The organism is Haematospirillum sp. H4485, from assembly GCF_012102745.1.
In the GTDB taxonomy this organism is placed as follows: domain Bacteria; phylum Pseudomonadota; class Alphaproteobacteria; order Rhodospirillales; family Rhodospirillaceae; genus Haematospirillum.
Map to the genome: position 1 here is coordinate 143,070 of NZ_JAAVSY010000002.1, position 14,246 is coordinate 157,315.

13 protein-coding genes and 1 tRNA gene are annotated in these 14,246 nt (G+C 54.9%); 1 reads left to right on the top strand and 13 read right to left on the bottom strand.

Annotation, left to right across the window (positions count from 1 at the left end; all coding sequences use genetic code 11):
• The first annotated feature begins 24 nt into the window (after nt 1–24).
• Nucleotides 25–960 carry a 2-hydroxyacid dehydrogenase gene (locus HEQ61_RS03225; protein WP_168019717.1) on the top strand — a complete coding sequence of 312 codons (936 nt, stop codon included), beginning with the start codon at nt 25–27 and terminating at the stop codon, nt 958–960.
• A gap of 3 nt (nt 961–963) precedes the next feature.
• On the opposite strand, the gene HEQ61_RS03230 is transcribed toward HEQ61_RS03225, so the two are convergent.
• The 13 genes from HEQ61_RS03230 to mreD all read right to left on the bottom strand — a co-directional run bounded on the left by HEQ61_RS03230 (nt 964) and on the right by mreD (nt 14,236).
• Nucleotides 964–1,770: a hypothetical protein gene (locus HEQ61_RS03230; protein WP_168019718.1), complete on the bottom strand. Its 807-nt coding sequence runs from the start codon at nt 1,768–1,770 to the stop codon at nt 964–966.
• Between the two features lie 265 nt (nt 1,771–2,035).
• On the bottom strand, nt 2,036–3,964 hold the full coding sequence (locus tag HEQ61_RS03235) for a calcium-binding protein (protein WP_168019719.1): 1,929 nt from the start codon (nt 3,962–3,964) through the stop codon (nt 2,036–2,038).
• Between the two features lie 179 nt (nt 3,965–4,143).
• Nucleotides 4,144–5,016 carry a hypothetical protein gene (locus HEQ61_RS03240; RefSeq protein WP_168019720.1) on the bottom strand — a complete coding sequence of 291 codons (873 nt, stop codon included), beginning with the start codon at nt 5,014–5,016 and terminating at the stop codon, nt 4,144–4,146.
• Nucleotides 5,017–5,137: 121 nt separating this feature from the next.
• Nucleotides 5,138–5,845 carry a hypothetical protein gene (locus HEQ61_RS11390; RefSeq protein ID WP_168019721.1) on the bottom strand — a complete coding sequence of 236 codons (708 nt, stop codon included), beginning with the start codon at nt 5,843–5,845 and terminating at the stop codon, nt 5,138–5,140.
• A 233-nt stretch (nt 5,846–6,078) separates the two neighbouring features.
• The gene (locus HEQ61_RS03250; RefSeq protein WP_168019722.1) at nt 6,079–6,702 is read right to left on the bottom strand and encodes a hypothetical protein; all 624 of its coding nucleotides are present in this window, start codon (nt 6,700–6,702) and stop codon (nt 6,079–6,081) included.
• 152 nt (nt 6,703–6,854) lie between these two features.
• Entirely contained in the window at nt 6,855–7,586 is a 732-nt protein-coding gene (locus tag HEQ61_RS03255; RefSeq protein WP_209315624.1) for a hypothetical protein, read from the bottom strand.
• Nucleotides 7,587–7,827: 241 nt separating this feature from the next.
• The gene (locus HEQ61_RS03260) at nt 7,828–8,418 is read right to left on the bottom strand and encodes a calcium-binding protein (RefSeq protein ID WP_209315625.1); all 591 of its coding nucleotides are present in this window, start codon (nt 8,416–8,418) and stop codon (nt 7,828–7,830) included.
• A complete protein-coding gene (locus HEQ61_RS03265) occupies nt 8,415–9,836 on the bottom strand; it encodes a calcium-binding protein (protein ID WP_168019724.1) in 1,422 nt (473 codons plus the stop codon). Before HEQ61_RS03265 ends, HEQ61_RS03260 begins: the two co-directional genes overlap by 4 nt.
• Before the next feature lie 190 nt (nt 9,837–10,026).
• The gene (locus HEQ61_RS03270; RefSeq protein WP_168019725.1) at nt 10,027–10,308 is read right to left on the bottom strand and encodes a hypothetical protein; all 282 of its coding nucleotides are present in this window, start codon (nt 10,306–10,308) and stop codon (nt 10,027–10,029) included.
• A 69-nt stretch (nt 10,309–10,377) separates the two neighbouring features.
• Nucleotides 10,378–10,453 (bottom strand) — tRNA-Lys (locus tag HEQ61_RS03275).
• Between the two features lie 130 nt (nt 10,454–10,583).
• On the bottom strand, nt 10,584–11,744 hold the full coding sequence (rodA, locus tag HEQ61_RS03280) for a rod shape-determining protein RodA (RefSeq protein WP_168019726.1): 1,161 nt from the start codon (nt 11,742–11,744) through the stop codon (nt 10,584–10,586).
• Nucleotides 11,744–13,720 (bottom strand): penicillin-binding protein 2, encoded by a 1,977-nt coding sequence (mrdA, locus tag HEQ61_RS03285; protein WP_322099176.1) that lies wholly within the window; start codon nt 13,718–13,720, stop codon nt 11,744–11,746. Before mrdA ends, rodA begins: the two co-directional genes overlap by 1 nt.
• Entirely contained in the window at nt 13,721–14,236 is a 516-nt protein-coding gene (gene mreD / locus HEQ61_RS03290; RefSeq protein ID WP_168019727.1) for a rod shape-determining protein MreD, read from the bottom strand. It lies immediately after the preceding gene.
• Nucleotides 14,237–14,246: the final 10 nt, after the last annotated feature.

Genomic DNA, 14,246 nt, shown 5'->3' on the forward strand with positions numbered 1-14,246 from the left:
AAAATCGATGACGGGCCTGTCTGAATGTCAACGGTTCTGGTTGCAACACCGTCCAACGCCGCACTGTGGGCAGAGCTGCTGCAACGTGCCTGCCCTGGAAGAACCATCTCCTTCTATGACAAGACAGCCCCGCTTGCCCGGTCAACCGATGACCTGATCCTCTGGAAGCCGGACCAAGACCTATTTGAGCATGTTGTGGTGAGACGCTCCATCTTTTGTCTTGGGGCCGGCGTAGACGCCATTCTGGCACTCCCCAACCTGCCCCGCACCGTTGACCTTTTCCGCCTGGTTGATACCGGCATGGCACCACAAATGGCAGCATGGTGCAGTTACGCCGTGCTTCACTTCTTCCGTGACATGGATGCCTATCAGGACAGCCAAAGGGAAAAGAGGTGGCACCCGCTGCCATACCGGGCACCCGCAGACTTCCCGGTTGGCATTCTGGGAGCCGGTACATTGGGAATAGCCGTTGCCCGAGCCTTGTCCGGGTTTGGCATACCCGTGACCGGCTGGCGTCGCACTGCCTCCGGACAGGCAACCGATTTTCCCTGTGTCTATGGCCCGGAAGGGCTGCACACCCTTCTTGCCAACAGTATGGCTGTCATTTGCTTGCTGCCCCTGACACCAAAAACCCGGGGCCTGATCGATGCCGGATTCCTGGCACGCATGCGCCAAGGGTCCGTGTTGATCAACGCGTCACGCGGGGATCTGGTCGTGGAAAAAGATCTGCTCAACGCTCTGGAGCAAGAACATCTGCACGGTGCTTTTCTGGATGTGACATCTCCGGAACCACCGCCCCTGGACTCATCCCTGTGGCATCACCCCGGCATCCGGTTGACACCACACAGTGCGGCCGCAACCATACCTGAAACGGCTGTCGCGCAAATAGCCGCTGCACTGGAACAGCTTGACCGGGGTGAGCGGCCCGCCGGGTACGTTGATCCCGATCAGGGATACTGACGATCAGCGGAACACGACCCTGTCGTGACTCAGCCACAGGATAGCCCCACTGTCAGTTCTCACCTGATGATACAGCGCACCTGTTTTCCGCATCCCGGGATCAGACACAAGCACATGCCGGGAATCAAGTGGCCCACTGACGACGGTTCTGGAGTGCAGAATGCGACACCCGGGGCCAGCTATAATCCGACCGGCCTCTGCATACTGGTGCATGCCCAGCGCGGCATGGTAACGGCGCAGAAGGTCGGGGTTAACACAGGCATACTCCTGCTGGCGAACCATGCCCTGCCCGAATTCCAGCACAGGCGAGGACGAAAGCCCTGCATCAATAAAGGTAGCAAGAGAATGTACAGGGGCCGCGTTATCCCCGTAACCGGTCCGATAATGGTTTGCCAGCGTCATAAGATCACGGGGAACGAACCCAAGCGACTGGTATATACGTGACCCGTTACCATCGCCCAAACGGTCCAGGCGTTGCTTCCAGTCGCTGAAACGGCAGCACGCATCGAAACCAACCCTGTGAAACTCCGGATCATGCCGGAATGTCTGCAATTCATTGTACAGTCCCCTCAGGACAGCAACATGATCGGCTTCTATCGGTGAAGCTGGCGACCCCATACGACCAGCAGACACGTTATGATCAAGATATCGGGGAAGAAAGAGTGCGCACAGAACAACAAGACATGCGAACAGGGCTGTCCGAACAACACGTCGCCGCACTGGCGGACCAAGGCGTACGCAGGACCGCATCGCCGCACAGGCCATGGCAAAAAACAGGATCAGGGACAGGATAAACGTGATTTCCTGCATGGTTTCCACCTTGTCCGAAAGCACAACGCTGACAAGCCAGGATTACAGGACACATTATTCCCCCCACCCGGATGCACAGGACAGGCAGAAACAGAAAGACAGCACACGGTATACAGCCAGAACCATGGCTGAAGCACACAAACAGCCACATATGTTACACGCTGGCATATGACCGCCTGGAAAGACAGGCACAGCAAACATGTCCCCGGGATTTCCCCGGGGACAAAATCAGTTCCTGCACCACGGCCGGGTCAGAGATGAGCTTCTACACAAACTCCGGTGCCGAAACAGCAAACAAACCACCGGTTATCAGCGTATAGTCTGTCACGTCAGATGGCATAAGGTGCACAACCCCCATCATGGTGATGGCCATTTCATGCGTCTGGATATCACCATCCACATCCCCGTACAGGACCAACCCACTTCCATCCTGTGCCCGCTGATACCAGAGGGAATGGGCTGTCGGCGTCTGACCGGAGAAACCGAACAGCTGCTCCCCCGGCTGCAGGGTGTTGGCATCAATATTCATCAAACAGATACGGTCACCATCAGCCCGGCTGAAATCAACAATGATGTCGCCGAATGTCTCGTCCAGGGACCAATACTGAAACGCATCGGATGACTCTCCACCGGTCAGGGTATCGGCTCCTTGCCCACCTGTCAGATAGTCAATGCCATCTCCGCCCTTCAGGCGATCATTCCCGTCGCCTCCAACCAAGTGATCGGAGCCATCACGCCCGACAAGAAGGTCATCGCCACCGCGACCATGGATCCTGTCATCCTCCGAACCACCAAACAGCAGATTGGCATTGTCTGTACCCAGAACAACATTGTTCACACCATCTTTACCAACAAACGTGCTGATGCCGACAAAATCAGGAGCCTCCAGATCCGCAACAATTGTGTCGTCCCTAGAGGACACAAACGTCAGTGCCGAACCAACAATATCGGCTGCCAGCCCGGATGAAGGCGCATTCTGCACACGGACTGCCGCCTGCATAACCCCGCTGTCGGGCACCCGCACCGGCGAACTGTCTGAATGGCCTAGGTCCGGAGGGAACGGCAGGTCTCCGGCCAAGAGAATATCCTTCCGCTCCAGATCATCGACCCCATTCAATCGCACTTTAAGCTCAGGGGTTGATACGTCACCATCCCTGTCCACAGACAGCAGCAGATCACCCCCGTCACGGGTGAACCAGGCCGAATACGGGGTTGCTACGTCGCCCGCAAAATCAAGCTGTGGTGCCAGCCTGGAAAGATCGATGCGGTCGCCCTCGTCCTGACTGAAGTCACGGATGATGTCCCCTGGCACAGGGTCAAACGCAGAAAAAACAAACAGATCGGCACCGGGTCCACCGATCATGATGTCCGCACCGATCCCACCGTCCAGAATATCATCCCCGAAGCCACCCGAGAGAGCATCATCACCAAAGTCACCATGCAGCACGTTCTGCCCCACATCACCGAGCAAAACATCATTACCCATGCCCCCGGTCACGTTTTCGACATTGCGTATGACATCGCCCGGTACGCCACCGATCCAGACAGCACTGCTGTCCGAACCATTCAGCTCAACCCACAAAGACGGGAACTGTCCCCTGTAAAGGACCGTATCCCGGCCCTCTCCCCCGTCCAGAATCCGCTTCCCGCCAAGGCCGGTCAGGACATCATCCCCCGGCCCACCGTACACATGGCTGTACCCTGACGCAGCCAAACGGTTGTTAGCCGCATCCCCGATCAAAGTACCCATGACAGGGGACATCAGCGTAACATTCTTGATGCTTTCCATGCCGGGCACTGTCAAGTCGACCAATACCTCAGGGCTACCGGCAGCCGGCTGCATATGCATCACACGGCCATTCTGATGAATAACAAGATCAGATCCCAGATCCCTGGCAACACGATGGACAGAGCCAGATGCGTCTGTAAGAGAAGACGCCGCTTCACCGGCACCGGAAGCTACAATCGTAACCCCGGTCAGGTCCTCATCAGGATCTGGAAACATAATATTGTACACACCATTCTGGGCCATATCGCCAAGCCGGTCCAGAACACGCCCGGCCTCACGGCCAATATCCGGAAGCTCCACCTTCTTTACCGCGTCAACACCGTTCTGGATCACATCACCAACCTGATCCAAAGCATCCTGACGCGCTTCCTTGTCTTTCAGAAGACGAGACCATTTGATTTTCATGGCAGATTCCCTCCTGCGCCTTGATATTTATGAATCAAAGTGCGTTCTTTCCCATGCAAAAATCAACTATAGATATTCTCTTCTCTATACAAACAACCATGAAAAGGAGGGGATGCCCACAGGTCACAAAACCTTTGCAACCCGCCCCTGAAGACAGCCCTGCTTGCCCGGGAAAAACGCTACAAAATAGCTGTCAGGAATCCTTGGTCAAAAGAAAGCGGGGACATGCCCTGCAAAAAAATATTAATTTCACTGCTTTCGACATTACCATCGACATCCCCCTCCAACCAGATTGGCTTGCCGGCACCGCTGACCGTATACCATAAGGCATGAGGCGCAGGCTTTTCACCGGCAAGGACGAAAGACTGTTCCCCGGGCATGTTCTTGTCCGCATCCGTCAGCAAATCAATCTTCAATTCCAGGGAAACAAGTGTTTTCTCGGCCACAGAGCGCTCAAGACGTGCACCATGCCCCTCGAATGTGTTCGACGCAAATGCATACATGCCCTGCTGCCCCGCCTTGCTTCCGGCGTGGTCAACCAGCACAGACAAAAGCGTAACGGCCCCGAAAGACGTTGCTTCGGCATGGCTGTAGAACCAGGCTGAACCATGTCGGTCAACCAGCAGAAAAAGCGGCGCCGAACCCGTTTCCGGGACTTCAATAAACCCCTGGACCTCGGGACCAGTCTCCGGATCCTTCAGAGGATAAAAAACATCATTCATAAACAGGTTGACTTCCTGGGTTTCCACATTTCCGTCCGTGTCTCCCCTCAGGGCGATAATCCCGTTTGATTCATCCAGCCACAGGGACCAGGGAAAAGACTCAGAACCGCTGAAAAACAACCCCTCCCCCGTACCAGAGAGGTGGAAAATCTGACCGTCATCGGTGTGAAAGTCTGTTACGATATCGTCACCGTCATACCCCTCTGTCACATAAGACAGCTGGTCCGGTACAGACGTATGCAACGTAAGATCCAGCATGGTATCGGCAAAGCCCTCAATATCCATCGGGCCTGCGGCATGAACGAACGAGCGTTGTGCATCATATGTCACGATATTCCCCCTTCAACGGTTTCTGACCGCAAAAGCATCTCCCCCCTGCATCATCCAGAACAAGGATGCAGGACAACAGCCAGCGGTGCAAAAAGAAACCGAAGATAACAATCTTCAGGGGCTAGACAACCCCATATTGAAAGACAACATCGGAGGGCTGTAATTCGGTTGCGCCACGCAGAACAATCTGTATTTCCTGCGTATCCACATGCCCGTCCGTATCCCCAAAAAGAGTCAGATCCTTGCCATTACCGGCAACGCAGTACCACAGGGCATTGGCCTCAGGCTCGGTTCCGTGAAAGGCCAAGGGCAAGGGGTGCTCGGAATCAGGCTTGAAGCCATCCTGAACAGACGCCTGCAAAAGGGTGTCCGCAAACACAAACTGAATAACATCCCCCTGATCATGACTGAAATCCGTAATGATATCCCCCCGGGTTTCAGACGCACTGCTGTACAGAAAACGGTCAGCCCCCGCACCACCCGTCAACAGGTCGGCACCCGAACCTCCGGCCAGAGTATCACGACCCGGGCCACCATCCAGAACGTCCGGCCCACCACGACCACGCAACCAGTCATCACCCTCCATCCCCTGCAACCGATTGGGGCGCCTGTCCCCGGTCAAGCTGTCCGGAGCATGACCCCCGATAGCGCCCGAGGCATACCGAACTGTTGATACCTGCTCTCCCCCGACAAAGACAGGGGTAGGAGCACCCTCCTCCAATGAAACAACAACAGATCTGTCGGTGCCGCTGTAATCCAGCAGCTTGTTCCTGGACGTATATCTCCATGTTACTTCGGCAGCAGCCAAAGGGCTTGGCAAGGAACGCATGGCGCCTCACATGACAGCCGAGGGAAGATTATGGGTTCATTGTACGCCTTTTGATTGTATTTACGCAAGTACCAAGCGGGCCAAGAATATCCTGTCCCTTGGACACAGGCATCTTTATTTGGCTGCAAGGAAATACTGCAGCACAAACAAAAAGATCCCCCCCGGATCCACAACACCGTGATTCCGGGGGGCCTGTTTATACAAAAAATACGGATGTGCGCACTTTATACTCCTTATCCAAACCAAAGGTCTGCATTCTGAAGGCCTGTCGTGTCTTGCGCGGTTACGGCAATTTCGTGCGTGTCAACCTGACCGTCGGCATCCTCGGACAGATGAAAGTCCTTGTCATTCTCGACAACTTGGTACCACGTGGAATAAGGAGCCGCCGATGTCCCGTTCAAAGGCAGAAGCATGGGCTCGGGATCAGACTCCGGCTTCTGGTGGTTATGGTCATACTGCCCCTCTTCCATAAAAGAAAAATTGATGGTATCGCCTTGGTCCTGATTGAAGTCGGTAATCACATCTCCTTGGGTATGGGATGCGTTCTGGCGCACAAACGTCTTGTCTTCCGGAGCGTCCTTAGTGGTATCAGCGTTTCCTCCGACCAGGAACTCACTAACCGGACCAAGGTTCAAAGTTTCGTTACCCTTACCTACATTGCCCAGTACATCACTGCGGGGACCTACACTGAGCGTGTCATCACTGCCGGCTCCATCTGCCTGGCCTGAGGTAGGTTGCCCTTGTGTCGATACGTCGGGCTGCTCTGTCGAGGCCACAACAGATCCGCTTTCATCCGCATAATCAATCGAATCCTGTGCATTCGGGCTGTGCACAGCCTGGGGCATAAATGAACTCATTGGAGAAACTCCCAAAGTAGAGTGAACAGTGGCAGGATCACGAAGACTCTGCCGGCAGGACGCAAACCATCGCTCTGATTTGCAGCACAGCACCACATCAGGAATGATTTGCGGAAAAACAGTAAAAATCAGGGCAAGGCCCGAAGGAACTCTCAGGTGTAGTAGTTAAATTGGATGTCAGAGTCCTGAATGTGGGTAACACCCTGAAGGGTTATCTCGACCTCATGCGTCGAAATGTCACCGTCACTATCCCCATACAGCACCACATCCCGCCCGTTCCCGGACGGCGTGTACCACAAGGTATTTGGGGCCGGCGTGGTACCGTTCAGAGGCAGAGGCGTTGGCTTTTCCGGATCTTGGACATATCCTAGTTGTGACGCTGCATGGGTAACGGAATGATCGAACGAGAAATGAATCCGGTCGCCTTCTGACCGATTGAAGTCCGTAATGATATCACCCTTGGTGTTGGACAGGCGGTGAAATGAAAAGATGTCCCTTCCCGAGCCACCGGTCAGGACGTCGGCCCCCGGACCAGATAAGAGATAGTCATCATCTGGCCCTCCATCCAAGGTATCATTGCCGCCATTACCAACCAGGATATCCTCTCCATCCATTCCCTTGAGAGTATTGTCACGATCATCACCCTTCAGAACATCATGCGAAGATCCCCCAATAACACTTTTATCGTAACGTATGGATCCAACGCGCTCACCAGCAACAAGAATAGGTGATACGATACCGAACCCCTTGATCTGCACAAAAATAGGCTGATCCTGATCGCTGAGATCACGGGTTCCTTCCATGATGACATGCCGCTTGTCACGGGCCACATCACCTTCTGCATTCAGCCCGGCTACACCGGAATGTTCCACCGATACAGTCATCGTCAACATCCTTCCACGCAATATGCAAAACATCCATAACGAACCGTAAATAGACAATCACACTCAGAAGGAGAGTCAAGGTAATTTTGACAATTAAAATCAGGTAATTTGTCATTAAAAGGACAGAAATATGTGCATCTACCGTCGCGGCGTAGGCCCAGTATCAAACAAAAAACAGGGCCCTTCCTACAGAGCCCTGCACCATGCATCCGAAATGGAAAAAATAACGAGAATTCCATTTTTATATAATAAAATCAGATAGGTGGAGAGATTCTAATCCTAGCATGGACACCACCACTTCCCACGTATCCACATCACCATCAATATCAGCAATCAAAATCAGCCCAGCTTCCTGATCTGCAAGGCGATACCAGAATGTATGCGGCGTGGCCACGGCATCAGAAAATCTGAAAGGCTGCTGTCCGACAAAGTCAGGGTTGGCATCAAACTGGTGGTGCAGCCAAATCCGGTCCCCCTGCGCACGATTGAAATCTGTTATCGTATCCCCATGCATATCCCACAAGCGAAAGTAGCCAAACAAATCAGCACCGGACCCACCAGTCAGGCTATCAGCGCCTTGGCCACTGAAAAGAGAGTCATGCCCCGGACCTCCGTCAAGAACATCGTCACCATCTCCTCCATACAAGGTATCACTCCCCCCCTCACCCCGAAGAACATCCTTTCCACCCCGGGAACGGAACCAGTTACTTTTACCATCACTAGTCAAGAGATCATTCCCGTCCCCGGTCTCAATCTGCTCGACATTACGCAAGCTGTCCTCAATGCTTCCGCCAATACGAACATAAGCATGCGTTGAGCCATTCAAGGTCACGGCAACATTTTCCACCCGGTTACTGTACACGGCGCGATCAAATCCATCACCCCCGTCCAGAACATCACGATCGGGGCCCCATCCAGAACATCATTACCGGAGCTGCCAAACAAAAAGTCACGACCGGCCCCACCAGACAACTGATTGTCACGGTTGTTCCCGATCAGATGGTCGTGCCCCGCACCCGTGACAATATTTTCAACACTGCGCAAGAGGTCTTCGTGAACTCCGTTGACGTACACAATACCATCGCCGGAATCATTCAACAGGACATACACAGAAGCTGTGTCACGCCGGGTATACAGCGCTGTATCATCACCGGCTCCCCCGTCCAGAACGTCGTTGCCTTCACCGCCATCCAGCAGGTCATTCCCCTCCCGTCCCATCAGGACATCATTTCCCCGGTTGCCCCAGAACATATTATGGCGGGTGTCACCGACCAAAACGTCGTGACCGTCACCACCCTCAACGTACTCGATATGACGGAGCGTATCTTCAGCAACACCCCCGACGTAAACAATCGTGTCCGCTCCGTTATCAAGATTGACAACCACGGCCTCGTTTTTCTCCCGGTAGATTGCCGTATCGCGGTCCCCCTCACCGCCATCGATCAGATCTTTTCCCTCGCCACCGTGCAGATCATCATTCCCGCCTCGCCCACGCAGGGTGTCATCTCCCTTCCCCCCACACAGGTAATTGGGTTCATCATCGCCTGTCAGAACATCAGATCCATCCCCACCTTCCAGACTCTCGATATTCTTCAGGGTATCTTCCAGCCGCCCTCCGACGAAGACTACGCTCTCCAGCGGCCCCATCAGGACGGCCAGAACCGGTTCCTGCCTGTCGCTATAAGACGCCGCATCATACGCACCCAATCCACCATCAAGCCGGTCTGCCCCTGTCCCTCCACGCAAGATATCACGAGAGAGTGGGCTTCCGATCAGAAGGTCATCCCCATGACCACCGACCAAATCCACAGCATGGTGAATCTGGTGGCTGGCATCCAGAACATTGGGAAAGCGCAAAGCCCCATCAACGCTCGTGATGGACGCCATGGATGGATCATGCCAGTCCACAGAAACGGGGGACGACGCTTCAGCAAGATTCAAATGACCATCGCCGGCTGTCAGAACCAGACCAAGATCATCAGCCGATACACTTTTCACACCCGGCAAACGGTAGCGGGCTTCAACGGTACGCAGGTCTCCGTCGGCATCAATAAAAATATCAAGATTGTTCGCGTCACGTGAAAACCAGACCCCATACCGGAATGGATCCTGCCCACTGAACACCAATACAGAAGACAAAGGAGACAACATAGACCTCAGGGACTGCAAGGCATCAAGCCCATTTCCTGATAAATCGGTGTTCTCTCTTAATACAACATAGACAGAATGCTCTTGGTCAACAGTATGCATAACACCCCCCTTCCAAAAGAAAAGAGGTGAAACCATAAGGTTAAAATAGGTACAGGTCCATCATCATACCGCCACAATAATATAATCACGAATTATACATACACATTACACAGAACCATTTATTTCCACATAACATACGTGCATGACCAATAAAGTACATTATTATCAGACTATTCTTATAAAGATGCATCTACCGAAGAACATCCTGCACAGCGACAACAAAATCGAATTCCGCAGGATTCTGGATACCATCAGCGTCCATCAAACGAACCGCAAAACGCAGAAGGGTCCGGCAGGCTACAGCATCAGCAGCAGGGGAACGCAGCGCACTGTCGACAGCCTCACGCTCCGGGCGCAAACGCCGAATCCATCCGGCAAGCACGGAACAGCTATCGCTGGGCAGTTCTCCCCCGCCCACTTGTATCACGTTGGCTGCATAATCAAGCATAACGCCGACATCGGCATCGTCCATCAAGCCATCTACATGAGCAAGACCTGGAAAAAATAAAAAACCCGGCATTCTAGGCCGGGTTTTTTATATTGGTGGGTGCACAAGGACTCGAACCTTGGACCCGCTGATTAAGAGTCAGCTGCTCTACCAACTGAGCTATGCACCCAATAGATTGTTTTTACGGAAGAACCGCGAAAACCTCCCCCTGTCGGAGAGGGGCGTTTTATAGCCCTCACCCTATGGGATGACAAGAGAAAAATACGTCCCTGCCATTCACGCGCTCTATCAGCCAGACCCTACCCATCATCAAAGGCACCGCCGCGACCGATATGAACATCGCGGTGCACATGCACACTCATCAAAATACCAAACCCCAGCATCAGGGTAATCATGGCCGTACCGCCATAGGAAATCAGGGGCAAGGGGACCCCGACCACCGGAATCAGCCCCATCACCATGGCGGTGTTGATGAAAATGTATAAGAAGAAGTTGCACACAATGCCTATGGCCACCAGCCGCCCAAACTGATGGCGGCAACGCAGGGCAATGGCGTATCCATAAGCAATAACCAGGATATAAAGCCCCAGAAGCCCCATACCCCCCAGCATGCCGAACTCTTCACCCAGCATGGTAAAGATAAAGTCTGTCTGATGCTCGGGCAGAAAGTTCAAATGGCTCTGGGTTCCCTGCATGTACCCCTTTCCCAGCACCCCCCCGGACCCCAGGGCTATCTTGGACTGGGTAATGTGATAACCAGCCCCGAGTGGATCACGCGAAGGATCCAGAAACGTCAGGACACGGTTTTTCTGGTAGTCGCGCAACATGCTCCAGGCGACAGGAATGAAGGCCACCCCTGATACACCGCCAACAATAAAGATCCAGATCCGTACCCCAGCCGCAAACAAAAGCGCAACCGCGCCCATCATCAACAGAAGGGCGGTCCCCAGATCGGGTTGCTTGAGAACCAGAACCACCGGCGCCGCAACGATCAGTACCGGGGGCACAAGAAAGGTCAGGCTGCGCACCTCATCGTGATCTGCGCCATGGAAATACCGGGCCAGACACAGAATAACCGCAATCTTCATGATTTCTGAAGGCTGGATCTGGAAGACCCCCAGATCAATCCAGCGCTGCGCCCCCATACCGATCTCGCCGCGCACCTCCACCCCGACCAGCAGGATCAGACCAACAGCATACGCTACATAGGCATAACGCATGAACTGGCGAATATCGATCACCGCACAGGCCAGGAGGAACAACAGCCCAACCCCGAAACGAACAACCTGCCGATCCGCCCAAGGCGACCAATCCCCTCCGGCGGCTGAATACAGCATCATGAAACCAACAGAGGCCAGCAGGACAAGCAGCAAGATCAGGGACCAGCTGACATGCCACAGCTTTTCGCCTACAGGCATGTCGCCACGCCGGCGGCGCGTACCGGAAAGACCAAGGGACATCAGCCGCCCCTCCCGTTCTGGGTTTCAACATCAAGCGAGGGCATCTCGTCCGGTTCAACCGGGAACGATTCCTCGGGAACCGATGTGGCCTGTGCGGTTACGGGCTGTGCGGAACGCGCCGGATCCAGGCGCAGGGTTTCCGCCATGACCGAACGGGCAATCGGGGCCGCCGTGGCAGCCCCCCCACCGCCATGTTCAATAACAACGGCCACAGCATAACGGGGCGTGGACACCGGCGCATAACAGACAAACAACGCGTGATCGCGGCGTTCCCATGGCAGATGCTCATTCTTGATCACGCCGGTTTCCCGCTCCGCCCGCGAAATGCGCCGCACCTGGGCTGTCCCCGTCTTGCCTGCCATTTCCCCAAGATCCGACGGCAGCCTGGCCCGACGTGCGGTTCCTCCATCGGCATTCACAGCTTCCCACATCGCCCTTTGAACCAGCTGCATATGGGCCGCCGGAATACCCATGTCCGGCCCCGGCGTCGGCACACGCGGCACCAAGCTGCCCTGACTGTTCACAGTGACCCGCGACAGGGTTGGATGGACAGCCAATCCCCCGTTGGCAATACGGGCCGTCATCATCGCAAGCTGGAGAGGTGTTGCGGTTATATACCCTTGGCCAATGGCAGCCACCACGCTCTCGCCCGGGTGCCAGACATCCCCCATGACGGCCTGTTTCCAGCCACGGTCCGGTATCAGACCGGGTTTCTCCCCGGGCAGGTCAATACCGGTCAGGGTTCCAAGACCAAAGCGACGGGCCATGTCGGCAATCCGGTCAATCCCCAGACGACGCCCCACTTCATAGAAGTACACGTCACAGGAATGACGAACAGACCCGACCATATCAACATGGCCATGCCCCTGCTTGCGCCAACAATGAAACTTGGCCGTACCCAGGGTAAAGCTTCCCGGACAGTACACCGTCTGCTCAGGGCGAATGACACCGGCTTCCAGGGCTGCCAGCAAGACAACCATCTTGAAGACGGACCCCGGAGCATACTGACCGGCAATGGGCTTGTTTGCCAAAGGCCCCTTGGGATTACCGGTCAAGGCTTTCCATTCTTCAGCCGTAAGTCCCCGGCTGAACGCATTGGGGTCATAGCCTGGCTGTGATGCCAAGGCCAGAAGCTCTCCGGTCATGACATCCATCACAACGACCGTTCCGCTTTCATCCCCGATCGCCTTGCAGGCAAAATCCTGAATCCTGGAGTCGATGCTCAGGGCCAGTTCTGACCCGGTCTGGCCATCAACCCGCGCCAGTTCACGGATAACACGGCCAACCGCGTTTACCTCCACCTGCAAGGTACCGCCTGTTCCGCGCAGGGCACGATCAAACTGGCGTTCGAGTCCGGCCTTTCCAATCCGGAAGCCGGGCAGATCAAGCAAAGGATCCTCGGAGCCGACAAGATCCTCTTCCGAGACAGCCGCAACATAGCCCAGGACATGCGAGGCCTCGGCACCAAAAGGGTAGTAACGCGCCAAACCTTCGTCAATGAAAACGCCGGGCAAGTCCGGCGCATTGACCTGGATCCGGGCCATTTCCTCCCAAGTCAGGTTTTCACGAACCGGCACCGGCACAAACCGGCGCTTGCGGCGTACTTCGCGCAGAACCCTTGTCTTGTCACCCTCACCCAATGGAACAATCCGACCGAAACGTTCCAGGGTTCCGGCCAGGTCCGGTGTTTGTTCAGAAATGATCAGGGCGCGGAAGTTCTGCTGGTTCACGGCCATGGGCACGCCGAACCGATCAACAATCTGGCCACGGGGAGGAGGAAGCAAACGCAGGTTGATGCGGTTTTCTTCGGCCAGGGTGGCATATTTCTCGGCCTCGACCACCTGAAGAAAATACATCCGCCCGACCAGGGTTGCCAGAAGAGCGGCCTTGCCAGCCCCCAGAACAGCAATCCGGCGCGTAAACAGCCGGGTCAGATCCTGTTCCCTGCGCGCTCCGCCCAGTGTACTTACAGCCACTCAGACCTCCCGCAGAAAAGCCATCTGCAGTCGCCCAAAAATCCATGCGACCAGAGGATAAAAGGTGACGGTCATGAAGAACGTTGCCAGTGCCAACGGCGGATCAGACACCATACCTTGGGCAAGACCGGAAAGGGCCCACCGCACAACCGTGGCAAAAGCCGCAACCACCAGAAAAGCCCACCACGTTACGATAAAAGACCGATTGCGGAAGAAGCGTTCCTGGGTCAGCACGATCATCAGCGACAGCATCAGGGTCAGCGAACCAACCCCCAGAGGCGTTGCACCCAGAATATCCTCCAGAAGGCCAACAAAGAAAGCCGTGCCGTATCCGGTGATATCCGGCCGCTGGACACCCCAGTAATAAATACCGACCAAGGTCAACATCGGCGATATACTGGCAAAACCCGGCACATGCGTGGGCGTGGCCTCAACCAGCATCAGGGCAAGACACAGAAAAAACGGCAACTGGTGCCGGGCAAGTATATCCAGCCTTTGCAACAGGGATGGCTGCATGTCGCTCCTC